Origin of the sequence: Acinetobacter pragensis (assembly GCF_001605895.1) — a bacterium.
GTDB lineage: Bacteria > Pseudomonadota > Gammaproteobacteria > Pseudomonadales > Moraxellaceae > Acinetobacter > Acinetobacter pragensis.
This window is the reverse complement of record NZ_LUAW01000045.1, coordinates 63,207-89,072: the sequence shown is the minus strand read 5'-3', so window position 1 is coordinate 89,072 and position 25,866 is coordinate 63,207. Positions and strand designations below refer to the sequence as shown.

Genomic DNA, 25,866 nt, shown 5'->3' with positions numbered 1-25,866 from the left:
AATCATCAAAAGGCCTAATCTTGTGCGAAATTGTTTTTTATTATGAAGTCAATTTTCTTATTGTTATGTTTCATATTTTACGGTTTAAGAAATGTAAGGCTATCCCTAGAATTGGGTATTTTTACTGTTAAAGCCAGCATTGCGTGACTTTTTTCCGTGTTTAGCGGGGCTTGCAATTTTATCAACCGGATTTAGACAATAATTCATATGAGAAATACTTAATATTATTCAACTTCTGCCTATAATAGGGCAATTTAAACGATGTGAATGTGATATGCGCGGCTTATATCTGATTACCAATGATGACCCTATTGAATTGCTTTTGGCGAAACTTGAAGGTGCAATGGCAACCTATGGGGTTGCAGTATTGCAGTACCGCCGCAAGAAAGTTGCCAAAGAAGATCAGACTTATGAAATTGAGTACATGAAATCGATGTGCGCGCAGTATAAAGTGCCTTTTGTCATTAATGACGATCTTGAAGCTGCCGTGCAATATGGCGTAGGTGTGCATTTAGGGCAAGAAGACGGCTCAATTGCAGAAGCGGTCGCGCGGTTGCCTAAAAATGTACTGATTGGCTGCAGCTGCAACAACTCAATTGAACTGGCTGAAAAGGCAATTGCTGAGGGTGCAACCTATGTTGCATTTGGCGCAATTTATGCCACAGAGACCAAACCTGAAGCGGGTGATATTGGCTTGGAAACTTTAAAGCAGGCCAAGGCAAAATTTAACGTGCCGATTTGCGCAATTGGCGGCTTAACTGTTGAGAACTCAGGCGTTGTGATCGACGCTGGTGCAGACCTTTGCGCGGTTATTAGTGATATATTGGGGCGCTCTATGTCTGGAGTGAATGCACGAATTGAAGAATGGTCTGATTTATTTGCATCCAAAGCATAATTTTATTGAATGCTGTTTTATTTTTAGTTGAGACATTTTATGAGCTTATCTCCAAAGCAAGAACAACTGTTTAAACAAGCCAGCAAGCATATTCCTGGCGGTGTGAACTCACCTGTACGTGCGTTCAATGGTGTCGGCGGTACACCGGTCTTTATTGAAAAAGCTCAAGGCGCTTATTTGTTTGATGTAGACGGCAAACGCTATGTCGATTATGTCGGTTCATGGGGCCCAATGATTTTAGGCCATGCGCAGCCGGACATTATCAAGGCTGTTCAAGAAGCGGCGGTGGACGGTTTAAGTTTTGGCGCGCCAACCGTGCATGAAACAACTTTAGCAGACATTATCTGTGAAATTATGCCGTCTATTGAGCTGGTGCGTATGACCAACTCAGGCACTGAAGCGACCATGACGGCTATCCGTTTAGCGCGCGGCTATACTGGCCGTGACAAAATTGTAAAATTTGAAGGCTGCTACCACGGCCATTCAGACTCGCTTTTAGTCAAAGCCGGTTCTGGTTTATTGACCAAAGGTGAGGGGGAAGCAACTTCTGCTGGGGTACCTGCTGATTTTGCCAAGCATACTTTAACGCTGCCGTATAATGATATTGCAATGCTAAAAGAATGCTTTGCAAAATTCGGTTCTGAAATTGCAGGCGTGATTGTAGAGCCTGTAGCAGGCAACATGAATTTGGTGAAACCGATTGACGGTTTCCTGCAAGCTATTCGTGATGCATGTGATGAACATGGTTCAGTGTTTATTATTGATGAAGTGATGACTGGTTTCCGGGTTGGCCTTGGCGGTGCGCAGGCGCATTATGGCGTATCACCTGATTTGACCACTTTAGGTAAAATTATTGGTGCGGGTTTACCGGTAGGCGCATTTGGCGGTAAACGTGAAGTGATGGAATGCATCGCGCCATTGGGCAAGGTGTATCAAGCTGGTACGTTGTCAGGCAACCCGCTTGCAATGCGTGCCGGCATTGAAATGTTCAAGCATCTGCGCCAGCCAGGTTTTTATGAAGCATTAACTGCAAAATTGGCAACCCTGTTGTCGGGTCTGCAAGCAGCAGCGGATGAAGCCGGTATTCCATTGTTTACTCAGCAAGTGGGCGGCATGTTTGGTCTTTACTTTACGGACCAAACTGAAATTACCAGTTTTGATGCCATTTTAAAATGCGATGTCGATGCCTTCCGTAGTTTCTTCCACGGTATGCTGAAACGCGGTGTGAATTTGGCGCCGTCTGCGTTTGAAGCGGGCTTCTTCTCTAGCGCGCATAGCGATGAAGATATTGCATTTACAATTCAAGCTGCAAAAGAAGTTTTTGCGGAAATGAAAAACGCATAAGCCTTTAAATTATGTACACTAAAAGCCCGCAGTTTATTGCGGGCTTTTTTATATGAATTTGACATGAATGCACAGGGATGAAGCCAATGAAGACCAAACACTATCTGACACTTGCCGATGCTGAGTTTTTGCTGAATCAGGCGCATGCCTATGCCGTTGAAAACAGTTTCAATGTCAGCATTGCTGTAGTGGATGAAACAGGAAATCTGCTGGCAATGAAGCGTATGGATGGCGCTTCACCGATGACCGCGAATTTATGTTTGGAAAAAGCCAAATGCTCGGCAGTGAGCCGCCGCCCTTCAAAGTTATTTGAGGATATTATTCGGGGCGGGCAAATGGGTTTTCTGACCATGCAGACCTTTCATGGCATGCTGGAAGGCGGTGAGCCAATTATGTATGAAGGGCAGCTGGTTGGTGCAATGGGGGTGTCAGGTGTGAAGTCTTTTCAAGATGCGGAAATTGCGCAGCAGGCAATAGAGATGTTTTTAGGGCAAGTAAACTAAAAATTTAGGGCTTAGGTATGTGCTGGGCATTCCTAAGCTGAAGTTTATAAAGTTAAGGAACATTGAATAAATAGCAGGTATGGAACATGAATAATCAATAAAAAATGCTCCAGTACGCTGTAATTTTAAATAGATTTTCTTAATTAGGTAATTTTTGATAAGGTAAAATATCTTAATACAATTTGAGTAAATATGAGTAATTGGGTCAACATCGCACAAGATAAATCTACAGGCATAGAATTAGTTCATGCCCATTTTAAAGGCTTTGCATACGCCCCGCATTTACACTCAAGTTATCTGATCGGAGTAACAGAATTAGGACATCAGCAATTCAATTGCAGAAGAAAAGTCATTGATAGTTATCAAGGCCAAGTTTTCATGCTTGAACCTGAAGAAATTCATGATGGTAATGCACCTGATCCGCTTGGCTTCACTTATAAAATGATGCATTTAGATCCAGCATGGTTAAAAAAAAGCTATGATGGTTTATTTAAAGAATCCTTTGAATTATCCATCGAATCAACTCTTCGTTCTGATTCTCAACTATCACATTTGATACTTTCAACCTACAACATATTGAATAACAATGAATCGCAATTGATGAAAGATACTTATCTAGATCTTTTATTAGAAAGCTTAGTGAATAAAAAAATCTTATATAAACGTGAAGAGTCTATCCATACATTACCTAATATTGCATCTGAGCTAAAAGAAATTCTACATGAAAGTCTATTTCAGGATTTAGACCTACAGACATTATCAACATTGGTTCAAACTGATCGTTTCTATATTAATCGCGTATTTAAAAAAAATTTCAACTGTTCTCCACATCAATATCTGATTCAACTACGACTAAACAAAGCGAAAGAGTTATTAAAAAAAGGATTATCAGCAGCAACTGTTGCTTCATACCTTTGTTTTTCTGATCAAAGCCACCTAGGTCGATGGTTTAGACGTTGTTATGGCATAACCTTGAATCAATATCAGAAAGCGTGCACAAATGTTCTAGATTTGTCTTGATAGTATTTTTCAAAATAACCAAATGTTTTATTTAACTTTTGGATTTTGTTTTGGAAATAATTTTATCTTTCTGTGCTTTTTCTTTTGTTGCATCAATTACTCCAGGCCCAACTAACTTCCTTATTCTTAGTACTAGTCATCAATTCGATATCAAAAAAACCATTGGTTTAATCTTTGGTGGAAGTATTGGTACTTCTTTATTAATTTTAATTACAGGACTTGGCGTAGGCACAACATTAAACGCATATCCTAATATTAAGTTGATTTTAAGTTTAGCTGGAGGTATGTGGATGAGCTATATTGCATGGCAAATTTTTAATTATTGCCCTGATCTAGAAACAGGACTCCAGAATAAAAATAAGAAAAATGGATTTTTTACCGGCTTCTTTTTACAGTTCATTAATCCTAAGAGTTGGCTTATGGCTATTGCTGTCATTACTATCTATACAACGCAGATAGCCAATTACTATCATTCGCTCATACTATTTTCATTCATCTTTATGCTGATTTCTGTACCTTGTTTATTTGTTTGGGCTTATTTAGGAAAAATTACAAAAAGAATGCTTTCAACAGAACAGCATCTCATTATCTTTAATCGGATATTGGGTACCATTTTGTTTATTTCAGTATGGTATCCAATATTGCACTCCATTTAGTATAATGGCTGTTATGCGAAATGAAAAAGCCTAGATCTGGATCTAGGCTCTAATTTTTTAAAATAGATGAAACTTAAAATCATAGACTTAATTTTTCAAGTTTACATTGCGTGTATTGTGTTGATTTAAAAAATTTAATGATCTTTTAATGACTCATAAACATGATATGCTGCTTTAATTCGATCGACATTTGGTATCTTTTTATTCATTAACATCACCAATCCAAACCCTTTTTCTGGAATAAATAAAACGTATGTCCCGAAACCATTAGTAGATCCGGTTTTATGAAAAACTTTAGATTCTGGCTGTGATAATTCTTTTACGACAGGATTTGACCCCAATAAAATTTGCTGTGAATTGCTGGCCTGCAGAATTTCAGAAGTAGTCGGATAAGAAAACATCTCCCATCCAAGTGCTTGTGTCATACCACTATCAGCAACTTTAAAATATCCTTTGTGTGTATCTAAAATCGCTTTTTTCATAGCAGGGCTATTTTTATCTGCATTAAGATTTGCATTAACGAAGTCCAGCATATCGGGGAGGGTTGATTTAACTCCATAGGCTTCATCAGATAACGGGCCAGGATTAACTCGAACTGGCATATTATTTTCATCATAACCAAAAGCATAGTTTATTTTTTGTGCTTCTGGAACATTGACGTATGTATGTTTCAAATTAAGTTGAGGAAAAATAGTCTCCTCTAATAATGAAGAAAAAGGAACATTCATTGATTTTGCCGTTAGATAGCCAAAAAGCCCTATACTTGGGTTTGAATATTCACGATACGTGCCCGAAGGATTCTTTGCTTTCCAATTTTTGAAATATTCCAATATTTGCTTTTCAGTTTTAACATTATCTGGAAATTGTAATGGCAGATTGCCGCTTGTAAAAGTTAATAACTCTAATAAATTTGCTTTATCAATATCCGAATGCTTTAAAGATGGCAAATATTTACTAGGATGATCATCGAAAGATATTTTTCCTTGGTTATTCGCATATGTTCCTGAAATAGCAGTGAAAACTTTACTTACAGAGCCTAACTCAAAAAGAGTCTGATTATTTACGCTTTTATGGTCCAATTTAGATTGGATACCATAATAATTTTCATACGTTTTACCGTTGTAAATGACGCCTATAGCCATGCCTGCTACACCATACTGGTCCATAAGCGGCTTAAATGATTGAGTAACAACTGTTTCAATGTTTTTCTCATTTTGGCTGAGTTCACTTGCATGTAAATGCATGCCAAAACCCATAGCAAGGCTAATAAACAGTGTTTGGAAAATAATTTTTTGATTAACAATCATTAAGTTAAAATTCATTAAAAAAAGATGATAAATATCATCCCATATAATAAATATTACCTGTGTAGTAATTTATTTTTTAATAACTTTTTATATAAGAATCACTCAAGCCGCCATTTATTTAACATAGCGTCGATTCTGCCAAATGGTATCGCTTGCAGCCCATTCATTTGATATGGGTTTAGCTGAGGCTTAAAAGTATACAATTGTCATTCACACATATTTGTTTCGCTATTTAAAACGCTCAAACACAGGAATTCTGCGTTAGCATAAGCTGCAAATTTCAAGTGCCAGTGATGTGCGCCGAGGTAATATGCTGTACCCAATGCCTAAAAAAATTCACTTTGCGCCATCCGCTGCAAAGTGGTCAGTTGTTTCAGCGCAGTCAGTCCTGCTGCTGACGGGGCTGCATGAATTGCGTGCAGATGCCGCAATGTCAGACTCAAAACTCATGCAGAATATAACCAGTATCGCCAACAAAGCCAAAGCGCTGGATCTTCAAATTGTAGATTTGTCTGGCGACAATGCGATGCAGGGCATGCAAAGGCTAGGCGAGCTGCTTTCAATTTATCCGCAACTCATGATTGCTGGGCAGGTTACGCCGCTGCTGAAACAGGTATTGGCGCATTTAATGAGTGTCACTGCGCACATTTGCATTATTGATGATGCAATTTTACTGCCCAATGCCGAACAGCATATTCAGTGGGTCGATAACTTGACTGCGCAATCGGTGCATCATATGAATACCTATAGCCTCATGCGGCTGTGGAATTTAAGTGCGCCCACGGCATATGTGCTGTCACCTAAAGGTATTTTGCTGGCAGTGGCAGAACAGTTAAACATGGATGCTTTGGACATTGACCCGAAAGCGGACCTGCACAGCTATGGATTAGACTCAGTTGCTATGGTGAGTTTGGTCGGTTTATGGCGGGCCAATGGCGCGAATATCACTTATGAAGATTTTTTACAGCAGCCGGCGTTAAGCCATCTGATGCAAATTCTCGTGCCTAAAAATTAATTTCAGCCCAATTGGAAAAATATTTATCTAAAATCGTAAAAATCATTGTCAATTCGGCTATTTCTCATTGTATTTCTTGGCTAAGCTTTTTATCATTGCGCCCTTGTTTTCGCGATTGGCCTGGATTGAACATTGAATAATTTTCTGACAGAACATCTGATTCATCGTGATGAAGATTTTATGGTGATACATAAGCCGGCTGGTTTGCTCACTGTTCCAGGAAAAACTGCAGACCTTCAGGACTGCCTGATCAATCGACTGCTTCAAGAAGAACCGAAAACGCTACTGATTCACCGTTTAGACCGTGATACCTCAGGCATTTTGGTTTTCGCATTAACCCGCATTGGTCAAAACCGCATCTCCCGTCAATTTCAAGAGCGCCAAACATCTAAAACCTACCAAGCGATTGTCGCTGGAACATTAGAAGGCGAAGGCACTGTTGATGTTCCTGTGGTTTATGACCCAAGCCGCCCGCCATTGCATATTGCAGATCCAGCGCACAATAAGCCGGCGCTGACCCATTGGGAAGTTCTGGAAAATTTTCAAATCGGCGGGGCAGCAGTCACGCGCGTTAAATTGACCCCCATTACTGGCCGTTCACACCAATTGCGTGTGCACATGCAATATTTAGGTCATCCAATTGTGGGGGATACATTATATGCAGATGAACAGCATCAGGCGCTTACACCGCGTCTTTGCCTGCATGCAGAACGCTTAAGTTTTCAGCACCCGGCAACAGATAAAATGATTGAATTTCATTGCCCGGCGCCATTTTAGAAAATACTGTTTAAACATTCAAAATGAGGCTCACTTTTTAGTGGGCTTTATGTCAAAATATATTGCTATTCGGTGTGGATTTTTGCTCAAATATCAAACACTATTTGGGTCTCAAATTTGCAGTCCTTATTTAAGATGAAGGTGGAAAAATTGCAGCAGTTTGCTATTGGTCAACGATGGTTGTCGGACACAGAAACAGAACTAGGCTTAGGAGTTCTAATTGATGTAGATGAGCGATCGGTCAGCATTTTATTCCCCAAAAGTGATGAAACCCGTGTCTATGCGCGCCACAATGCGCCTTTATCCCGCATTGTTTTTAATACAGGCGATGAACTTCAGGATCAGGAAGGCACTGCGTGGACTGTTGAATCTGTTGAAGACCGTCATGGGGTGCTGCGCTATAACGTCATCCGCACATCGGCCGGCGGCACTGAAGAGCGCAAAGCCTTAAATGAAACCCGTATCGGGGCTAATATTCAGCTGTCAAAGCCATTAGACCGCTTGTTGGCCAGCCAAATTGACTATAAAGAATGGTATGACCTGCGTATTGAGTCACTGCTGATGCAGGCCAATATGAAGTCTAGCCCATTGCGCGGTTTGGTCGGCTCACGTGTGGGCCTGATTCCGCATCAGCTGTATATTGCGCATGAAGTCGGCAAGCGTTTTGCGCCGCGCGTATTATTGGCGGATGAAGTGGGTTTGGGCAAAACCATTGAAGCAGGCCTGATCATTCACCAGCAGCTGAAAACAGGCCGTTCTGAACGCATCCTGATTTTAGTGCCTGATTCACTGCAATATCAGTGGATGATTGAAATGCGCCGCCGCTTCAATCTTGAATTTTCATTGTTTGATTTGACCCGCACAGCATCCATCAAAGAACATGATCCAGAACAGAATCCGTTTTTAACCGAACAGTGTATTATCGCCAGCATCGACTTGATGATTGATCATGATGACTTGCGCGAGCAGGCGTTAGAAGCCGGTTTTGATTTGCTGGTGGTGGATGAAGCGCATCATTTGATGTGGAATGAAGAAGAAGGCGGAAACGACCGTTACGATCTTGTAGAAGAATTGGCACAGCAAACAGCTGGTGTATTGCTTTTAACTGCAACACCGGAACAGCTGGGTGTAGAAAGCCATTTTGCCCGCATGCGCCTGCTGGATCCATCACGCTTTAATTCATTGGACCGCTTCTTGGATGAAGAAGAGCAGTATCAGCAAACCGCTAAAATTGCGGAAGTGCTGATGTCTGATATGCCGCTGGAAGCAGCGCATTTAGATGCCGTAGAGACATTGCTGGGCCAGCGTATAGATGATACGCCTGAGCAGCGTTTCCGTGCGATTCATGAAATTTTAGACCGTCACGGCACAGGCCGTATTTTATTCCGCAACACGCGTGAAGCGATTCAAGGCTTCCCCGGCCGTGACTGCCAGCCAGCAGCATTGCCTGCACCGGAAAGCTGGTCTAAAGACGGTAAGCTGCGTGAGCAGATGTGGCCTGAAGAAACACAGCTGGATGGCGCTTGGATGGAACATGATCCGCGCGTTATGTGGCTGCTGGAAAAACTGCGTACAGATTTGAAGCATAAGAAAGTATTGCTGATTGCCCGCAGCGGGCCAGTGGTTGAAGCTTTGGAAAACGTGCTGCGCCTGCATGCCGGCATTCGCACGGCAATGTTCCATGAGGGCATGAGCCTGCTGGAACGTGACCAAGCGGCAGCTTATTTTGCAGAAGAATCTTATGGCGCGCAGATTTTACTGTGTTCAGAAATCGGTTCAGAAGGCCGGAATTTCCAATTTGCCTCTGACTTGATTTTATTTGATTTGCCGGCAAACCCAGATGTGCTGGAACAGCGGATCGGGCGTTTAGACCGTATCGGCCAAGAAAACCGTATTCAAATTCATGTGCCTTATTTGGCAGGTACAGCGCAGGAACGCATGTTCCGCTGGTACAACGAAGGCTTGAATATTTTTAGTAATATTTCACCGACTGCGCAGACTTTACAAGAAAACTTTATTGTTAAATTGAAAGATTGTTTATTGTCCGACTTAGGACAGCAGTTTGAAGATTTGCTGGAAGAAGTGTCTGTACAGCGTGAAGCGCTGGAAGCTGAGCTGCAGGCTGGCCGTGACCGCTTGCTGGAATACAATTCTTGCCGTCCAATTGTAGCGCAGGAAATTGTGACAGCGCTGGAAGATTATGACGACAATACCACGCTGCCGATGTTTATGAAGCGCTTTATGGCGGCAACAAACATCGATTTTGATGAGCAAAGCAACGGTACAGTCATCATTAAGCCGACAGATCAAATGCAGGTACAAGGCCTGACTTTAGATGAAGACGGCATGACCGCGACTTTCTACCGCGATCAGGCGCAATTGCGTGAAGATGCGCAGTATCTGACTTTAGAGCATCCATTTACCGAAAGCGTGATGGAAATGATTAACACGCAAGGTTTCGGCAGCACCAATGTGGCAGTGCTGAAATCTGCGGCTTTACCGCAAGGTTCAGTGTTGATTGAAGTCTGGTTTAAAGTGGATGTCATTGCGCCTAAAGCATTGAATTTACCGTCAAGTTTGCCGCAGCAATTGATTCGCGTTCTATTGAGCGAAAAAGGCCAGGATTTATCGCAAAAAATTGCGCCGGAAATTTTGAAGCCGTATTTGCATCATCTGGACAGCAACAGCTGCCGCCAAGTGGTAAAAGCGCGCCGTGATGTGATTGAAGAGCGTTACAATCAAGCGCTGGATATCGCTAAAGCCGCTTTACCGAACTTCAAGCAGCAGGCTAAAGAAGTGTACGGCAGTAAATGGCAATATGAAATTGACCGTTTGACTTACTTGAAACAATTCAATCCAAGCATCCGTGAAGATGAAATCTCCCGTCTGCAAAAATTCCAGAAAGAAGGCTTGAGCCTGCTGGATGGGTTGTCTGTAACACCTGAAGCTATTCAAGTGCTGGTGGTGGTGAAGCCTTAACTTAGGCTTCCAACGTGTCTAATACCTTTTAAAAAAGCGCCTATGGGCGCTTTTTTTTATGGGCTGGGCAAGAAATAATTCAGGTTGCTTTTCCAGCGCGGAAGGAAGATATTAGTTAAGCGATAAAATTTTCAAAATGCTGCCAAATTTTAGCAGCGGCTTTTTCAGCGCGGTCCGTCGGTTTTTTTAGCCCCAGAAATTCATGTTCAATTTCTTGCAGGCAATGTGCTATTTCAGCAGCTGTTGCATTTTCATCTTCAAGTATATCTAGGACATCGACAATATAGGCATCATATTCGTCTTGCATGGATGAATTTTTACGGATGTTTAAAGGGTCCCAATCATGCAGCAATACGTTTTGAATTTGCTGAATAAATAACTCAGAACGTTCTTCGGAATTCATGGAGGCCTCGTAAAATGGATCATATATTTTTAAAATCATTATATAGCTAAATATAACCAATACAGTATAAAACTGAACGATTGCTGAAATACCGCTGCTAACTGCTGAACAATCAGCCTCTGTTTTAGTCTTAAATAACAGACTGGAGGCATCAAACAATTTCGGCTAGAATATGCGCAAAATTAAAACAATGGATAATTAAAAAATGGCAAAAGCGCTGGTGACTTTAGGTTCTCAAACATCGCATGGCGGCGTGGTTTCTGAATGCGAAAATACTTTTACGATTAATGGGATTGCTGTGCATTTAAACGGTATGAAACATTTTTGCCCGAAATGCAAAGCGACTGTTTCTGCTATTGCATCGGATTTAAGTACAGCAGTGAAAGGCCGTGCAGTCGTTATTGCAGGGGATAAAACCACATGCGGCGCCACATTTATGCCGAATCAAAACTTGGTGCTTTCTGCGAAGTAGCAGCGAATGCATAGTATAAATACAATGCGGGCTATGACAGACGGCCTTTGTATTTGCGCGTGTATTTGAATGCAGAATGACTGAACATTCAGAGGAATATGCAGAAATGCAATTACTAAAAAATGCATAACGCGTTAGTCTAAAGAAAACAATTCCTGTCCTTTAAATTTTATGTTTCAGCCTATACATTTTACACACGCCAACGGTATTCCTGCTGGCAGCTATGCCAAGTTCTTTCAGGCATTTGATGCAAAGTATAAAATAAAAGCCATACCGCTTATCGGCATGAATTCACAGTACCCCGTGACCTATACTTGGGCGCATTTGGTTGATCAAGTCATTCATGACATAGAACAGCAGTTTCCCAAGCAGCAAGTGATTGGACTCGGGCATTCATTTGGTTCGCTGGTTACCTTAATGGCGGCTTACAAGCGTCCTGAATTGTTTTCGCAATTGATTATTATGGATCCGCCATTTGTGATCGGCAGCAAATCAGCGATTTTTGAAGGCATGCAAAAGCTGAGGCTGAAAGCAGTAGATAAAATTACTCCGGCAGCCATTACTCTAAAGCGAAATGATCATTGGCGCAGCTTTGATGAGGCTTATGCGGCTTTACGGAAAAACCGCTTGTTTAATAATTTTGATGAACAGTGTTTTGATGATTATTTTAACCATGGCATTCGGGATGATCATAGCCGAGGAGGAGTGACGCTCAGTATTCCTAAAGATCTAGAAGCGCATATTTTCAGGACTGTCCCGGCTTGGTGGTGGCGTACACCGCGTAAGGCGCCTAATATACCTGTGCATTTGATTACCGCAGAACAAAGCGCTTTTTATAAGCAAGGCTTACCGCAAGGGGTGAAAAAAACCTATGGCATTGATTTTAGTGTAGTGGAGGGCGGGCACATGTTTCCGCTGGAACAGCCAGAGGCAACAGCCCAATTTGTGCAGCAAATAATAAATATACAGGCGGTAAAAAAAGGAGATTCTTAAGAATCTCCTTTTTTTACTTTTTGAGAGTTATTGGCAGATGAGGGTAATCGGCTCATCGACGTTTGTATCGAGACCCAAGGTAAATGAACTTTTACAGATCTTATCTGCCGTTTGCACTTCAAAGCTGTAATCCATAGGCATCAATCCATAAAATGTCACAAGATTGCTGCTGGTAATTGGATATTTACCGTTATTCATGCCAATCAAATTGACAATGCTTCCTGTAGCTAACACATTCTGATTGTCATCAATAAATTTGAAGGTTACATCTTTGCTTTGGTTTTTAGATATTGGAAAATCAATAATATAACCGCGCTGATTCATAGGCATAATTGAGCGATTCGTACTTTCAATGTCGGTATCTATACCAATTTGGCTCTCATCAAAAGCAATACTGTTCTTCGTATAGCCGCTTAAGTTATAGCTGAAGATTTCACCATGTTTATTGGTCTTGCCAATATAAGAACCATTGCTGTAAATATCTACATTGGACGTGTTTTCTAAGCGCACTAGACCAAAACTATTCGAAATATACTTGCTTAGGTCAAAACGGTTGCCTAACCAAACCAGAGATCCCATATAGCTTGCATTGTAATATTTTTGATCATCTGTTTGCAGGTATTGTAAATTCAAATCACCTGCATTGGTTTTAAAGCGTGTGGATAGATTCCCTGAATATACATCATGTGAGCGGCTTGCACCGACCGTATAGTCAAAACCGGTATTTTCGTAACTGTATTTATTGAACTGGAGGCTGGTTTCGTCATCATCATGCTGTGAGAGCGTGACAGAATGTTTGTTGTCATCAAAGTTATAGCTCAGCATTAAATCAATACTGGCATGGTCACGACTTTCGGCATCATAAGATATGCCCAAACTGCCAAACAGTCCTTTTGCCAATGATCGGCTGCTTCTTAAATTAAAAATCCGCTGGTCTTCCTGATTTATATCATCGCGGTACTTACGTTCTACATAGCTGAGTGAAAGATTGTTTAGATAGGGAATTTGATATTTGGATAGATAAATTTGATTTTCATTTTTTGGTAGATAATTGGTGGTGTAGTCATCTAAACCCAGCATACGGAAATCCGAACTGTAATATTGAGAGCGTAACCCAATACTATAACTTTGCTTATCACGCTTAAACTCCGTATTGACGGTATAGCCTTCTAAACCCAAATTATCTGCATGGCTGTAGGCAGAATTGACTTCCAGCAAGCCCAGCTTATACAAATATTGACTCCATAATAGGCCAGCGCTTTCCAGTTTCTTGCTGTAGTCTGCTGTTGCGCCTAAGGTGGTGGAGGATGTTATCCCTCTGCGGATATAGGCGCTTCCGAACCAGTCACGGTAGTCATTGTCGTCATAGGCATAGTTGTAGCGCAGTTTACCGGCAGAAATATTATAGTCGGTCAAACCTGGGCGCAGCAGACGCTGATTGACAAAAATCGGTATGTTTTGGACGCTTGTGTTGCCTAAAATATCTTTGACTACAATTTCAGCATCTCCTAAACCATTAAAGCCAATATTGCTGTCAATATTGAATTGGCCAGGGTTTACTTTAGCGTTATAGGCTTGTGTGCCATTAATGATTAAATCGACGCTGGATTGAGTCAGTGCGCTGCCAGATATGGATGGCGTGTTCCAATAGGTGTAATTAGGACGGCTGCTAAAGTTGGTGCCAAAGCTGAAACCGCCAAAGTAAAAAGACTGATTGAGTCCAGTAGCGGTGCTGATATTATCGCCCAATTTTAAACTGGTCATGTTTTTTGGGAATTCAAAGCTTAAAGAGGTATTCAGGCGGCTGCTGGACTGAAAATTGCTTTGATCTTCATTGTAGTTTTTACGGAAAATATGGCCGCTGTTCAACAGTATGTTTTTCCAGAAAATATTCAGGTCGGTTGAAGCATTGGCCTGCTTGTTGTAGTCACCATTCTGAAAATACACATTATAATTGATGAAACCACCTAAATTGGGTAAATCCGGCAGGTAGTCCTGTTGTGAAGATAGCTTTTGCGACAGCATATATTGCGCGGGAATGTTCAGCTTAAATAATTGGCGCTGTTCATCCATTTGACTGCTGATGTCAGACCGGTCAATTAAACAATATTGCAAGTTGTCTTTCTTTAAATATGTAAATTTAGAGACATCGACAAAACCTTGTTTTAATAGGCTGCATTCTATATAGAGCTGGTTATTTTCTTTTAAAATAAATACATCTTGCTGTGTATCTACGCCATTAATCCAAAGACCCAAGATTAAATTTTCAGAATTTGGGCGGGCTGAGTTTTGTGTGCCGGCAGGCAGTTTAACAGCTGGTTCAACCGGAAAATCCTGTGCATGAGTGTATTTTACCTGAATGCAGCACAGCAGCAGAACAAGAATAGAAGGGGACTTGCGTACATCGCATAATTGTCTAATCACCATTGCTATTACTCCGCCACATCAAATTTCAAGGTTTGAGCGCCGGGTGTTTGAACAATCAGTTTTAATCCCGTCTGGGATTTAACCGCAGGTATATTTAAATTAAACGTGGCCTGCTTATGCGCTAAAATATATTTGAGTTCTTTGCTGATGAATAGCTCTCTTTCAGCAGCATCTTGCAGTGTAAAGCCTGTAATTTGGAAGTGGGCAGTACCTAAATTTTTTGCAATCAGTATAGGTTGATTTTTATTGTCTTTAGCCAACTGAAAAGCCATTTCTGGCTTAAAGTCTTTGCCTGCAAATAATGGAACATTAAAGCTGTAAGCGTATTTTAATCCCTTAGCTGTTTCGGCATCAGGCAGGGGGCTAAAGATGATTCGCCAAGCTTCTTCTTTTTGCAGCTGCATGGATGCAATAGGCTGCTTAAACCCCATGCGAATAATGCGTTTAGTATTGGGTTCAATAACAAAAGAAAGCGGATTGACGGCTAAACTTGAATCAGGAGTTAGAACATCCTGCCCTTGTTCATCCTGTGACCAACGGAAAACATTGACTTCATAGCTTTTCGCCAGTTCTTCATTGGACGAAATAATGTTCATGGTGCTTGAGCGCTGTCCATTCTCACCAGTGATAAAATGTTTGATGGGATAAATAGACAGTTCTGCATGTGCTGGGACACTGAAAACCCCTATTGAAGCAACAAGCAGGCAGGATAATTTGTTCAAGATGGCAGGCATTAATTATTTTTCCCCAAAATAATTTAAACTCAAAGCATTTCAAAACAGCCGCTGGCCTTTTCAGGTGTATAAAAGAGCCAGCAGGTAAATGCAGAAGGTTGATGGAGGCAGGTGATTTTTTAGCAAGATAGATTAAATATCCCGCAGTGCAGATTTAATTTATTCATAATTTCAGACGATTTATTCAAAAATCAGTTCGGTTCAGTTAAGGCTTGCCAGCTAAAATATTTTGAGGCTGCATAGCTTAAAAATACATAAGCTAAGAAACATAAAATGAATTTATGTTTCTTAATAAAATCAATTAATAGGATATTTCAATCGTAACTTCGTCGGTGTAATCGGCTGCACGCAATGAGGATAGCGGCAAAACTGGAGTGCTTGCTGTTAAGGTGTAGATTTCAGGCGTGGCTGTCAGCCCGGCTGTAACTTTCGTGCCCGCTGCATTATTGACAGGCACATTGCGTAAAGGGCTGGATAAGTTAATTGGATACTGAATAAATATGGATCCCTGAGGGGATGTATAGTGGAGAGATGATGAGTTTACACCGCCGGAAGCGTTCTTGGTGTTAGCTGAAATTGTATAATCCGCATTGCACATGACGCTGAAAGTTTCGTTTACAGGCGTGCCATCAACTGGCAGCGACTTTGCAACTGTCGTGCCGGCTTTGGAGAGCGTACATGCGGTTGGAACAGTCAATGTATACTGCACAGTGACACTTTGTGTTGCTGCATGCGCTGCAAAAGCGCTTGTTCCAAGCAGCAAGGCGCTGGTTAGTTTAAATAGTAATTTCATGTTTTTAATTTCCCAAGGCTTAAAAAACGGGCTGTGTTATAGCTGAATAAAAATATATTTATAAAATGTTAAATATATGATTGAGTTTAGATTTGAATGATTCTTAGGGAATAACTAAATTTAGGTATTTTGAATTCATTCGGCGCATTGTTTGATCATCAGCCTGATGAATAAAACCTAAGAATCCAAAACCTTAATATTGAATGACGCAGCGCTACCATTCAACCGCGGAGAACGTGAGGCTGGCCCTGTAAGTACCGACGGGATATTGAGCTAAATTGCTATAGTGTGAGGAAGAGAATTCCGCATATGTGGTTAAATTTTTAGGTTGGTTTGAGCTGCTGAATAAGCTGCTGAATAAGCTGTTGTAATCTGTGTAAGCATATACAGCGGGTTGTGATACGCCTGTCATAGGGTTGGATGCATCCCAATTTGCTCCGATTCTGGAAAAGAGGCTGACCGGAATATAAACATCGGGTTTGCCATCTAAACGGAAGACTGATTGTGTGCCTTGGGGATTAGACCATTGAAAAGCAGGGCGCACTCGAATTTTACAGTTTTTAAAATCTGCAGATACACGTCCGGCTTGAGCATAATTTAAATTGACATTTGTAGCTGGCGCCGTAACGGTGCAGTTGTCTGCAGCGTGGCTATTCAGTGTAAATGTGAAACTAATTATTGCGCTTAAAAAAGCTAAATTTTTAATTTTGGACATGGGCAGGCCGCTTTTATTTAGATCATAAAAAGTGGAACTATGCGGCTGCAAAGCAGCTTTAGCTATACCTAAATTTAGGTATATCTCATCAATTTTTAGCTTGCATGTAAAATACTTATTTTTAGGTATGCCCATGAAAAATTAAAATAGCTATAAAAAAAGAGTTAAGTAGTCCATCAGGCAGTATTTAACTTTTATAAAATATGAAGATAACAAGGAAATTATTATGAATCATGCAGTTGGTGCTTGGAGTGTAAGAAAAACTCCACTATTGGGCAGTCCAGTATGGAAAACATTTGATGAGATTTTTTCAAAGCTCATAGGTTGTGAATACACCTTAACTGCTTACTATGAGCAGGTTGTTGCTGGAACGCATTACTGCTTTGAATTGGAGGTTAAGCCAATATACCCAAATGCGGTAAAGGCAACAAAATGGGCTTTAGTTTTTAAACCACTAGAAGGCGCTGCTGTATTGGAAGGTTTCTTCGATACGTTGCCAATCAAGTAAACTGCTTGAAAGAATACTAAAGGCCTTATTGCTTTTAGTATTCTAAGTGATTAAAAATATTGATGGTTAATCAAAAAATCCCAAATTATAGGGATAGCAATTCTAAGGCTAAAGGAAAACAATCCATGTAAATAGAATGGATGGTAAAAAATGTTTGATTTTAGTACACCATTGCTTAAACCAATGCTGGTTTTAGAAGATGATCCTGCTCAGCAGAAGAGGATATCTAAAATACTGCAAGCCTTTGGTTATGAAGATCATGATATCTTTTACTCTCAAACCATAGAATTCGCTTTGAATATTTGCAGTAAAAACGCCATAAAATTTATGCTGGTAGATTTAAACTTGCCCGATGGCAGCGGCATAGATTTCATTCAAAATATTAAAGAAAAAAGAGGGAGTACGGCCCCTATTATGGTTCTTTCGGCATGGAATGCTTTAGAGACTATTTATAAAGCCTTAAATATTGGCGCAACAGGCTATGTATTAAAAGAAAAAGATGATTTTGAATTGATGTTTGCCATCAGAACAATGCTGAAAGGCGGCGCAATTATTGATCCCAAAATCGCAAACAAGATTTTAAGCCGATTTAAAAGTTCATTGACAGATTCACCCATAGAACATGGGCAGATTCATGCCGGCTTGTCTCAGAGAGAGTCAGAAATACTGGAGTATGTCGCCAGCGGGATGAGCAGCCGTGAAATTAGTGCAGAACTGAATATTTCTAAATTTACTGTAGATGTGCATATTAAAAATATTTATCAAAAATTAGCGGTGAATTCCCGTACGAAGGCAATTCACACCGCTAAACAAATGGGTTTAATTCATTAAACTTCATAAAATATGCAGATAAAAGCGATTAACGGATTCTCGCTTCATCTAAATGCCGTGCGCCTTCCAGAATCATTCGAATCATGATCATGGTTTGTTCTGCAGCTTCCTTGCGCTCATCAATAGGCATATCAATAACTTTTGCGCCCATATTGAAGACCAGCTGGGTAATGCCTTTAGCGACAATTTCAGGATGCGATAATTTACTGTTGTTCAAGCGCTCTAAAACAATTAAATCTTCTTTCAGCTCTTGCTGGAAAAAATTCAGCTGACGCTCTACAGCCTGTTTATAAGATGTTGAACCTGTGTATCCTTCACGCAATAGCAAGCTTAAATTGCCTTTATCAACATTGAGCTGTTCTATAAAAACTTCAACGGAACTGCGGATAATGCTGTTCTGCTTAGATGCTTTCAGCCGCGCTTCATGCAGAATTTGACGCAGTACTAAACCTGAACGGTCAATCAATTCAATAGCCAGCTCGTCAATGTCTTTGAAATGGCGGTAAAAGCTGTTCGGTGCAATGCCGGCTTCACGGGCAACTTCCCGCAAGCTTAAAGATGCAATGCTTTTTTGCGGGCCGATTAAATGCAATGCTGCTTGAAACAGTTCTTCTTTTGTAATGGTCGCTTTGCGTCCAACTGTACGCACTGCAGTTGTTTCAGGGATTGCTTGTTCTTGGAGCATAGTACCTATTTTCGCTTTCAATGCCGACGGTGTCATATTTTTCAAGGGATTAGAAACCTTACCATATTATTGCAAAAGCTTACAGTTTTTGTAGGGTTTAGATAAAATGAACGAATATATATACAAATATATATACATGTGTATAATAATTATAAAACCGCAATGAGATGTCTATGACAATGCATGCACTTCAGAAAACTAAACAGCCTTTGAATTTCTTTACAGAAAGCGTTATCGACTTCAATGCTGTCAATTTTTGGCTGCAGAAATTCAATCCGCTTTGGTCTAGCAATCAAGCTTTGGCTAAAGTCGTGCATAAAGAATTTGCCGCAGAAGACATGGTCAGTTTGACTTTGCAGGTGAACCGTCATTTTAAGCTTGGTCAGGCAGGGCAGCATCATCCGGTATTTATTACCGTAAATGGTGTGCGTTATGAACGCACCTATAGCTTGACCCAGTTAGACCGCCAGCATGTACTGCTGAGCGTGAAAAAAGTCGAAGCAGGCAAGGTCAGCACATGGCTGGCAGAGCAGGCAAAAGAAGGCGATATTCTTGAATTCGGCATTCCATTCGGCGACATGACTGTTCCAGCGGATAAACCTTTGGTCTTGCTGGCGGCAGGCAGCGGTATTACACCGATGTTCAGCTTGCTGAAGTCCCTGAGCAAAAACAATCAGCTCAAGGCGCAGCCTATTCAATTGATGTATTGGGTAAAGCGCCATGAAGATGCGGCGTTTAAAGCCGATTTCGAAAAATGGGCAGAATTAAACTCAAATTTCAGCTTTCATATTTTCTATACGCAAGAAGCAGAACATGATGCGCGTTTGAACGAAACTCATGCCGCTGAAATTAAAAATTTAACTGAAAGTACCGTCTTTGCTTGCGGGCCTTCGGGCTTTTCTGCTAAAGCCGAAGAGCTGTTTGCGCAAACTGCGCAAGTGTTTAAAAGCGAAGCATTCAGCATGAGCCTTGCACAAACTGATGATATTGGTTTTGTAAATGTGACACTGACGCAATCCAATAAAGTGATCAGTATTCCAAAAGGCCAGTCTATTTTAGTGAGCTTGGAACAGCAGAACATTAAGCCGACACATGGCTGCCGGATGGGCATCTGCAATAAATGCGTATGCAATAAGGCTGAAGGCGCAACTAAAAATTTACTTAACGGCGCACAAAACTCAGAGCCCGGCAATGCATTGAAAATTTGTGTGAACTCAGCCCAGTCTGATCTCGTGATTGATTTATAAGGTAGGATAATTAATATGAACATGCCTGTTAAAATTGAATATTTTAAAAACCCGAAAAATCGTGAACTGAGCTCGGCTGACTTAGACAGTCTTGCGCGTGAGCTGGATGCGATTAAACAAGAAGTGCTGGATGATATTGGTGAAAAAGATGCCAAATATATCCGCCGTGTTTATTCAACCATCCGCTATTCGTCATTGGCAGGCCGTGCGCTGCTGTTTGCAGGTTGGTTTCCGCCAGCATGGGTGCTGGGTACAGGCCTTCTGGGCTTTTCTAAAATCATGGAAAATATGGAATTGGGCCATAATGTCATGCATGGTCAATATGACTGGATGAATGATCCTAAATTCCATGGCCCAAGCTACGAGTGGGACATTGTCGGCACTTCAGACAACTGGCGCCAGACCCACAACTATAAACATCATACCTACACCAATATTAAAGGGATGGATGATGATATCGGCTACGGCATGGTGCGTTTATTTCCTGAACAGCGCTGGAAAGCAGGCTATTTACTGCAGCCGCTGTACAGCATTCCATTTTGCTTGCTGTTCCAATGGGGCGTTGCCATTCAGAATTTAGAGATTGGCAAACTGCTTTACGGACGCAAGACCAAAGCTGAGGCGAAAGAAGAATGGAAGCCAATGCAGAAAAAAATCACCAAGCAATTGTTTAAGGACTATGTATTTTTTCCTTTAATTGCAGGCCCGGCCGCTTTACCGGTATTGACTGGTAATTTGGTGGCAAACGGTATCCGTAATATTTGGACTTTCAGTATTATTTTTTGCGGACACTTTACTAAAGATGTTGAAGTGTTCCCAAAATCAGTGCTGCAGAATGAAAGCCGCGGTCATTGGTACATGCGTCAAATCCGCGGTTCTTCAAACTTAACGGGTTCAGAAGCGTTCCATATTTTGACAGGCCATTTAAGCCATCAAATCGAGCATCATTTATATCCGGATGTGCCGGCACGCCGTTACCGTAAAATGGCCCCGAAGGTGCAGGCAGTCTGTGAAAAATACGGCTTAAACTACAACAATGCGAGCTTGGTTAAGCAGTACGGCAGCGTGATAAAGCGTATTGTGAAATATGCCTTCCCATTTAAGAAATAAGCAGTATTTCTCTCAATAGCTGACACCATAAAAAAGCCATGCAATGCATGGCTTTTTTATTATCGTGGCGGGTAGCCTTAAACGGCTGAATTAAAGGGTATCTGCATAATGCTTTTTGGCAGGGCGGCTCAGTTTAGGTAAAACTGCATCATTTCCAACCATAAAGCGGTAGTTTGCAAGCTCAAGCATTTCATGATCTTCAAAGCTGTTGCCATAGGCATAGATATTGTCATAATCCTGCAGATTGAACTTTTCTAAAATGCGCAGTTTTTTTTGTTCGCCGCTGCAGTCTGCGGTCTGGTACTGTCCGGTAATTTTCTGATCTTTAATTTCGACTTCGGAGCAGATTAAGTCAATGCCTAATAGCTGGCAGATCGGCTTTAAGTACAGATCGACAGATGCCGAAACCAGTGCGACATCATGTCCTAAATTTTGGTGCTCCCGCAGCTGCTTTAATAGAGCGGGGTTCAGTGAGTCCAGTAATTTTTCTGCATATTCTTCGGCCGTACGTTGCACATCATGGGCATTCGAATCGCTGAACATTGCGCGATATAATTTCGGACGCATAGCGTGTGCAGGATAAAGGTTTAAATAATAGCCTTGAATCCAAGGCAAAATTTTCAGCCCTTGACGCACAATATGGCGTTTGCGCAATGAATAGAAGATAAACCCTGTGAAGCTGTCTTTGGTGCACAAGGTTCCGTCAAAATCGAAAAGCGCTAAATTTTTAAATGCTTTATTCTGTTCATGCATGTCTGATAGCGTCCGTTTACTCTGCTCGCGAACCAATTGGTATTGTAATCTCTGCTCAGTTTTGGCCCTGAAATAACAACTTCAGGCATCATTGCATAAAAAGGCTCTTTGCCGGTTTTTTCTTTATACAGCTTGGTTACAGCACGATAGGTAGCAGTATCTTCAAAATCCTGATCTTTTTCCTTTTTTAAATCTGAACGTATTTGACGCGGCGTTAAGATCACGCTATTGGCTGAGAAGACTTTAAGCAGTTCACGCTCAGATTCACTTTTGGCCGAACGCGGCGAGCCGTCTTTATCATACAGCAGCAAATCACCATCTAAGCTTAATTCGGCATCTGTTAAATCATTCAGCATGCTTTGAAAGGCCGCATTGCGGCTTGAATAACGCCCGGAATTGTAGTCGGCAAAACGGTAAATCGGCTTGTCGTAATCCGCAGGATACATCATTAGGCGGTGAATGCCGTAATACATGCCGCCGTATTGTGTATACATATCTGAACGCAATTCGGCGATATTGCCGCCTTGGCGCTTATGTTCTTTGGCGTAGCCAATATGCACCTGCATTGAGCCGAGCGTAGTAATGGGGTTCATTTTCTCGCCGATATCCTGCCCGACCAATTTGGCTGCGCCGGTTAAGGCGCTGACATGATAATGTTTGGACATATAGGCAAAAATTTCACGGTACAGCTCATCCAGCTCGCGTTCAGTTTTCACTTTGCGCATTTGGCTTAAATAATTGTTGTCAGGGCTGGGCTGGGTCTTTAACACTTCTTCAAAATAGCCTGCAATTGTACCGCCAATTCCATCGCCTAATTTTTCTTTAAACTTTTCATCCAAGCGGGTTTGAACTTCTTTTACCGCTTTTTCGCCAAGCCCCGGCACTTGCGGGTCAGCAACAAAGTTGGATTCCTGATCGACCACCGCGACAATCGAGCAGATATTCTGCTTGGTCTGCGGGATGCCCAGCTGTTCGGTAATATCGTAGATATCCTGCGCCCACGATGTTCGGTCCTGCACCCGTGGCGGAATCGCTTTACGGATTTGTTCTGCATTCAGGGTCGGCTCGTCATCTTTAGACCACCAAGACCCGTTGCCGCAAGCAGCTAAGCTGACGGAGAGGGCCAAAACAGACATTGTCTTAACACAAGCAGAGTAGGCAAAAGTTTTGTTCATAGCGTAGAAAGCAAGTTCCGAAAAAGTGAGCCGGTCAGGCAGGTGCAGTATACTATGGCTGCTGAAAAAATGAAGAATGAATCTGTGAAGCCCATTTGAAAATACAGTAAGTTTTTGGCGCTTGTCTATGATCTGTTTTAAAAAAATTACAGCGGCTGGATGAGCTGCTTTAGTCTGATCAGTAATTTTTAGTTTAGGTCAGCAGCAGAGGTTTCATTGTATTCAGCATCTTTGCTGTCAGCTATTCAGCATTGGATGCCTCTGAAAAAAATGGCCAAGCCTGCGGCAAAAGCTTTTTACATTTTAAAATAAGAAAATTAGCTAAACTGCTCTAATATTTGGACATTTTAAAATAAGAAAATTAGCTAAACTGCTCTAATATTTGGACATTTTAAGATTCATTTCATGTTGATGGTCTAAAACGTATAAACGGAAACTGAGCTTGAATTTTAGGTCAAGGAAAACCGATACATCAGGATGATGGCAAGTTTGAGCTTCAGTTTCTGTTTTTAATTTTGAGCAGCTCTACATGAAAACTCGTTTTCTTCTAAATATTCTTGCGGCATCACTTTCAGCATCTTTCTTTTGTACGCCATTGGCGTGGAGTAAAGAAGCGTCCGATGATCAAACTTTGACAGTGATTGGCTATCATGAAATTACAAATAGCAAAAATGCGCTGATTCCTGAGTATGCGGTCAGCTCAGCTCAATTTGAAAAGCATATCAATTGGCTAAAGCAAAACGGCTATCATTTCATTGATGCCGATCTGCTGCTGAAAGCGCATCAAGGCAAAGCGCGCTTGCCGTCCAAGCCTGTGCTGCTCACAGTAGATGATGGCTATGAATCATTTTATCAAAATGCTTATCCATTCATTAAAGCCAATAAAATTCCTGTTGTTTTGGCTGTGGTCGGTTCTTGGCTGGAGCCTGACGCGAATCAAAAAATCAACTTTTCTGATGAGATGATTCCGCGCAACGCCATGCTGTCTTGGGATCAGCTTAAAGAAATGCAAAACAGCGGTTTTGTAGAAGTCGCCAGCCACAGCTATAACCTGCACCGCGGTATTTTAGGAAATCCGCAGGGGAATGTTGAACCTGCAGCCGTAACACGCTTATACGATCCGAAAACTGCGTCTTATGAAGATGACTTGCATTATCAAAGACGCATTACTGAGGATTTAAGAAAAAATAATCAGCTGTTGAAAGCGCACGGCATTCAGTCACCGCGAGTCATGGTTTGGCCGTACGGCCGTTACAACATGCAGGCGGTGTCTATTGCTAAGCACTTGGGCATGCCGATCGCAATTAGCTTGGATGATGGTGCCGATTCTATCAAAAGTTCATTGGGGCAGCTGAACCGGATTTTGGTGGAAGGCAATATGACCACCAATGATTTGGCGCTGGAAATTGAAAATCGGCAAAAAAAATTAGGTGATAACAATCGCCCGCAGAAAATCATGCATATCGATTTAGATTATATTTATGATCCGAATCCCGCGCAGCAGGAACGCAACCTCGGCAATCTGCTTGACCGCATACAAGCCATGAAAGTGAATACTGTCTATCTGCAGGCTTTTTCAGATCCAGATGCTAATGGTTCTGCGGATATGGTGTATTTCCCGAACCATTACCTGCCAATGCGCGCAGATTTATTTAACCGTGTTGCATGGCAAATCCAAACGCGGACGCATGTCAGCCGTGTGTATGCTTGGATGCCGTTATTGGCATGGGAGCTGCCTAAGAGCAATCCAGCCGCTGAAGATGTTGTGGTGACTCAGCAAAACGGTGACAGTGCGCATTTAAATATGGGCTATCACCGCCTCAGTCCCTTTTCTGCGGATGCCCGTAAGGCCATTGCCGGCATTTATACGGATTTGGCAAAATCTGTTCCGTTCAATGGAATATTGTTCCATGACGATACGACATTGTCCGATTATGAAGATGCCAGCCCTGATGCAATGAAGGCTTATGCAGCGGTTGGCCTGCCAAATGATCTGGCCGCCATTCGCAATAATGATGCAGATCTGCAGAAATGGACCGCATTTAAAACACAGTACCTTGATGATTTTGCAATGCAGCTGGCCAAAAATGTCCGTCAGTATCAGCCATTTTTATTGACTGCGCGCAATCTTTACGCGCAGGTGGCGCTTAAGCCTTATGCGGAAAATTGGTATTCACAATCTTTAGAGCAGTCGCTGAACCGGTATGATTTCACTGCCATTATGGCCATGCCGTATATGGAACAGGCGCCGAATAGCGATCAGTTTTATCAGGATATTGTGAATCGGGTAAAAAAATATCCAAATGGCATTAAAAAAACTGTATTTGAGCTTCAATCGGTAGATTGGAGAACCAATCAAAAAGTGCCGTCCGATGAGATGGCGAAAACCATACAGTCTTTATATGAACAAGGTGCAATGCACGTCGCATATTATCCGGATGACCCCATTAAAGATCATCCGGACGCTAGCGTTATGCGCAAAGCCTTTGATTTGAAATCAAGCAAACTTATTCCTTAGAGGAAT

24 protein-coding genes are annotated in these 25,866 nt (G+C 41.6%); 15 read left to right on the top strand and 9 right to left on the bottom strand.

Annotated elements, in window-relative coordinates; translation table 11 throughout:
• Positions 1-274 precede the first annotated feature (274 nt).
• The 5 genes from thiE (at position 275) to AZH43_RS15815 (ending at position 4,418) form a co-directional block, all read left to right on the top strand.
• Positions 275-895 carry a thiamine phosphate synthase gene (gene thiE, locus AZH43_RS15835; RefSeq protein ID WP_067671697.1) on the top strand — a complete coding sequence of 207 codons (621 nt, stop codon included), beginning with the start codon at positions 275-277 and terminating at the stop codon, positions 893-895.
• A gap of 39 nt (positions 896-934) precedes the next feature.
• On the top strand, positions 935-2,239 hold the full coding sequence (gene hemL, locus AZH43_RS15830; RefSeq protein ID WP_067671694.1) for a glutamate-1-semialdehyde 2,1-aminomutase: 1,305 nt from the start codon (positions 935-937) through the stop codon (positions 2,237-2,239).
• 86 nt (positions 2,240-2,325) lie between these two features.
• Positions 2,326-2,742 carry a GlcG/HbpS family heme-binding protein gene (locus tag AZH43_RS15825; RefSeq protein WP_067671737.1) on the top strand — a complete coding sequence of 139 codons (417 nt, stop codon included), beginning with the start codon at positions 2,326-2,328 and terminating at the stop codon, positions 2,740-2,742.
• 192 nt (positions 2,743-2,934) lie between these two features.
• Positions 2,935-3,762, top strand: a complete 828-nt coding sequence (locus AZH43_RS15820) for an AraC family transcriptional regulator (protein ID WP_067671691.1) — start codon at positions 2,935-2,937, stop codon at positions 3,760-3,762.
• Between the two features lie 50 nt (positions 3,763-3,812).
• Complete coding sequence (locus AZH43_RS15815) at positions 3,813-4,418, top strand: LysE family translocator (RefSeq protein WP_067671688.1); 606 nt, start codon at positions 3,813-3,815, stop codon at positions 4,416-4,418.
• A 134-nt stretch (positions 4,419-4,552) separates the two neighbouring features.
• Here AZH43_RS15815 and blaMCA read toward each other — a convergent pair whose 3' ends face one another.
• Positions 4,553-5,725 (bottom strand): MCA family class C beta-lactamase, encoded by a 1,173-nt coding sequence (gene blaMCA / locus AZH43_RS15810; protein ID WP_081406844.1) that lies wholly within the window; start codon positions 5,723-5,725, stop codon positions 4,553-4,555.
• Between the two features lie 310 nt (positions 5,726-6,035).
• Here blaMCA and AZH43_RS15805 point away from each other — a divergent pair, with 310 nt between their 5' ends.
• The 3 genes from AZH43_RS15805 (at position 6,036) to rapA (ending at position 10,496) form a co-directional block, all read left to right on the top strand.
• Positions 6,036-6,740: a phosphopantetheine-binding protein gene (locus tag AZH43_RS15805; RefSeq protein ID WP_067671685.1), complete on the top strand. Its 705-nt coding sequence runs from the start codon at positions 6,036-6,038 to the stop codon at positions 6,738-6,740.
• 132 nt (positions 6,741-6,872) lie between these two features.
• On the top strand, positions 6,873-7,517 hold the full coding sequence (locus tag AZH43_RS15800; protein ID WP_067671682.1) for an RluA family pseudouridine synthase: 645 nt from the start codon (positions 6,873-6,875) through the stop codon (positions 7,515-7,517).
• A 141-nt stretch (positions 7,518-7,658) separates the two neighbouring features.
• Positions 7,659-10,496, top strand: coding sequence for an RNA polymerase-associated protein RapA (rapA, locus tag AZH43_RS15795; protein ID WP_106386950.1), 2,838 nt, complete (start codon positions 7,659-7,661; stop codon positions 10,494-10,496).
• 115 nt (positions 10,497-10,611) lie between these two features.
• On the opposite strand, the gene AZH43_RS18960 is transcribed toward rapA, so the two are convergent.
• Positions 10,612-11,058 carry a hypothetical protein gene (locus AZH43_RS18960; RefSeq protein WP_227509832.1) on the bottom strand — a complete coding sequence of 149 codons (447 nt, stop codon included), beginning with the start codon at positions 11,056-11,058 and terminating at the stop codon, positions 10,612-10,614.
• A gap of 46 nt (positions 11,059-11,104) precedes the next feature.
• Between AZH43_RS18960 and AZH43_RS15785 the strand changes: the two genes are divergently transcribed.
• Both AZH43_RS15785 and AZH43_RS15780 read left to right on the top strand, forming a co-directional pair.
• Positions 11,105-11,371, top strand: coding sequence for a PAAR domain-containing protein (locus AZH43_RS15785; protein WP_067671676.1), 267 nt, complete (start codon positions 11,105-11,107; stop codon positions 11,369-11,371).
• A 171-nt stretch (positions 11,372-11,542) separates the two neighbouring features.
• The gene (locus AZH43_RS15780; RefSeq protein ID WP_067671673.1) at positions 11,543-12,364 is read left to right on the top strand and encodes an alpha/beta fold hydrolase; all 822 of its coding nucleotides are present in this window, start codon (positions 11,543-11,545) and stop codon (positions 12,362-12,364) included.
• Between the two features lie 27 nt (positions 12,365-12,391).
• Here the strand turns inward: AZH43_RS15780 and AZH43_RS15775 are convergent, their stop codons facing one another.
• From AZH43_RS15775 to AZH43_RS15760, 4 genes are all read right to left on the bottom strand, one after another.
• A complete protein-coding gene (locus AZH43_RS15775) occupies positions 12,392-14,791 on the bottom strand; it encodes a fimbria/pilus outer membrane usher protein (RefSeq protein ID WP_067671670.1) in 2,400 nt (799 codons plus the stop codon).
• Between the two features lie 5 nt (positions 14,792-14,796).
• Positions 14,797-15,525, bottom strand: coding sequence for a fimbrial biogenesis chaperone (locus tag AZH43_RS15770; protein ID WP_067671667.1), 729 nt, complete (start codon positions 15,523-15,525; stop codon positions 14,797-14,799).
• Between the two features lie 301 nt (positions 15,526-15,826).
• Entirely contained in the window at positions 15,827-16,318 is a 492-nt protein-coding gene (locus tag AZH43_RS15765; RefSeq protein WP_067671664.1) for a spore coat protein U domain-containing protein, read from the bottom strand.
• A 214-nt stretch (positions 16,319-16,532) separates the two neighbouring features.
• Complete coding sequence (locus AZH43_RS15760) at positions 16,533-17,033, bottom strand: hypothetical protein (protein ID WP_067671728.1); 501 nt, start codon at positions 17,031-17,033, stop codon at positions 16,533-16,535.
• A 226-nt stretch (positions 17,034-17,259) separates the two neighbouring features.
• Here AZH43_RS15760 and AZH43_RS15755 point away from each other — a divergent pair, with 226 nt between their 5' ends.
• Positions 17,260-17,541 (top strand): hypothetical protein, encoded by a 282-nt coding sequence (locus AZH43_RS15755; protein ID WP_067671661.1) that lies wholly within the window; start codon positions 17,260-17,262, stop codon positions 17,539-17,541.
• 150 nt (positions 17,542-17,691) lie between these two features.
• A complete protein-coding gene (locus AZH43_RS15750) occupies positions 17,692-18,372 on the top strand; it encodes a response regulator transcription factor (RefSeq protein WP_067671659.1) in 681 nt (226 codons plus the stop codon).
• A gap of 28 nt (positions 18,373-18,400) precedes the next feature.
• Here the strand turns inward: AZH43_RS15750 and fabR are convergent, their stop codons facing one another.
• Positions 18,401-19,093 (bottom strand): HTH-type transcriptional repressor FabR, encoded by a 693-nt coding sequence (gene fabR, locus AZH43_RS15745; protein WP_067671656.1) that lies wholly within the window; start codon positions 19,091-19,093, stop codon positions 18,401-18,403.
• 143 nt (positions 19,094-19,236) lie between these two features.
• Between fabR and AZH43_RS15740 the strand changes: the two genes are divergently transcribed.
• Positions 19,237-20,304, top strand: coding sequence for a ferredoxin reductase (locus tag AZH43_RS15740; RefSeq protein WP_171254492.1), 1,068 nt, complete (start codon positions 19,237-19,239; stop codon positions 20,302-20,304).
• Between the two features lie 15 nt (positions 20,305-20,319).
• Positions 20,320-21,414 carry a fatty acid desaturase family protein gene (locus AZH43_RS15735; RefSeq protein WP_067671650.1) on the top strand — a complete coding sequence of 365 codons (1,095 nt, stop codon included), beginning with the start codon at positions 20,320-20,322 and terminating at the stop codon, positions 21,412-21,414.
• Positions 21,415-21,504: 90 nt separating this feature from the next.
• On the opposite strand, the gene AZH43_RS15730 is transcribed toward AZH43_RS15735, so the two are convergent.
• Positions 21,505-22,167 carry an HAD family hydrolase gene (locus tag AZH43_RS15730; RefSeq protein WP_067671647.1) on the bottom strand — a complete coding sequence of 221 codons (663 nt, stop codon included), beginning with the start codon at positions 22,165-22,167 and terminating at the stop codon, positions 21,505-21,507.
• A complete protein-coding gene (locus tag AZH43_RS15725; protein WP_067671644.1) occupies positions 22,134-23,342 on the bottom strand; it encodes a DUF1615 domain-containing protein in 1,209 nt (402 codons plus the stop codon). The genes AZH43_RS15730 and AZH43_RS15725 overlap by 34 nt, the downstream gene beginning before the upstream one ends.
• Positions 23,343-23,871: 529 nt before the next feature.
• Here AZH43_RS15725 and pgaB point away from each other — a divergent pair.
• Positions 23,872-25,860, top strand: a complete 1,989-nt coding sequence (pgaB, locus tag AZH43_RS15720; RefSeq protein ID WP_067671642.1) for a poly-beta-1,6-N-acetyl-D-glucosamine N-deacetylase PgaB — start codon at positions 23,872-23,874, stop codon at positions 25,858-25,860.
• Positions 25,861-25,866: the final 6 nt, after the last annotated feature.

Excerpts from the sequence above, each read along its gene's own strand:
- thiE (WP_067671697.1), top strand. The coding sequence starts at position 275 with ATGCGCGGCTTATATCTGATTACCAATGATGACCCTATTGAATTGCTT.
- AZH43_RS15755 (WP_067671661.1), top strand. The coding sequence starts at position 17,260 with ATGAATCATGCAGTTGGTGCTTGGAGTGTAAGAAAAACTCCACTATTG.
- fabR (WP_067671656.1), bottom strand. The coding sequence starts at position 19,093 with ATGACACCGTCGGCATTGAAAGCGAAAATAGGTACTATGCTCCAAGAA.
- AZH43_RS15735 (WP_067671650.1), top strand. The coding sequence starts at position 20,320 with ATGAACATGCCTGTTAAAATTGAATATTTTAAAAACCCGAAAAATCGT.
- AZH43_RS15785 (WP_067671676.1), top strand. The coding sequence starts at position 11,105 with ATGGCAAAAGCGCTGGTGACTTTAGGTTCTCAAACATCGCATGGCGGC.
- AZH43_RS15775 (WP_067671670.1), bottom strand. The coding sequence starts at position 14,791 with ATGGTGATTAGACAATTATGCGATGTACGCAAGTCCCCTTCTATTCTT.
- AZH43_RS15750 (WP_067671659.1), top strand. The coding sequence starts at position 17,692 with ATGTTTGATTTTAGTACACCATTGCTTAAACCAATGCTGGTTTTAGAA.
- AZH43_RS15770 (WP_067671667.1), bottom strand. The coding sequence starts at position 15,525 with ATGCCTGCCATCTTGAACAAATTATCCTGCCTGCTTGTTGCTTCAATA.
- AZH43_RS15825 (WP_067671737.1), top strand. The coding sequence starts at position 2,326 with ATGAAGACCAAACACTATCTGACACTTGCCGATGCTGAGTTTTTGCTG.
- AZH43_RS15820 (WP_067671691.1), top strand. The coding sequence starts at position 2,935 with ATGAGTAATTGGGTCAACATCGCACAAGATAAATCTACAGGCATAGAA.
- hemL (WP_067671694.1), top strand. The coding sequence starts at position 935 with ATGAGCTTATCTCCAAAGCAAGAACAACTGTTTAAACAAGCCAGCAAG.
- AZH43_RS15730 (WP_067671647.1), bottom strand. The coding sequence starts at position 22,167 with ATGCATGAACAGAATAAAGCATTTAAAAATTTAGCGCTTTTCGATTTT.
- AZH43_RS15805 (WP_067671685.1), top strand. The coding sequence starts at position 6,036 with ATGCTGTACCCAATGCCTAAAAAAATTCACTTTGCGCCATCCGCTGCA.
- AZH43_RS15780 (WP_067671673.1), top strand. The coding sequence starts at position 11,543 with ATGTTTCAGCCTATACATTTTACACACGCCAACGGTATTCCTGCTGGC.
- blaMCA (WP_081406844.1), bottom strand. The coding sequence starts at position 5,725 with ATGATTGTTAATCAAAAAATTATTTTCCAAACACTGTTTATTAGCCTT.
- pgaB (WP_067671642.1), top strand. The coding sequence starts at position 23,872 with ATGAAAACTCGTTTTCTTCTAAATATTCTTGCGGCATCACTTTCAGCA.
- AZH43_RS15740 (WP_171254492.1), top strand. The coding sequence starts at position 19,237 with ATGCATGCACTTCAGAAAACTAAACAGCCTTTGAATTTCTTTACAGAA.
- AZH43_RS15765 (WP_067671664.1), bottom strand. The coding sequence starts at position 16,318 with ATGAAATTACTATTTAAACTAACCAGCGCCTTGCTGCTTGGAACAAGC.
- AZH43_RS15760 (WP_067671728.1), bottom strand. The coding sequence starts at position 17,033 with ATGTCCAAAATTAAAAATTTAGCTTTTTTAAGCGCAATAATTAGTTTC.
- AZH43_RS15725 (WP_067671644.1), bottom strand. The coding sequence starts at position 23,342 with ATGAACAAAACTTTTGCCTACTCTGCTTGTGTTAAGACAATGTCTGTT.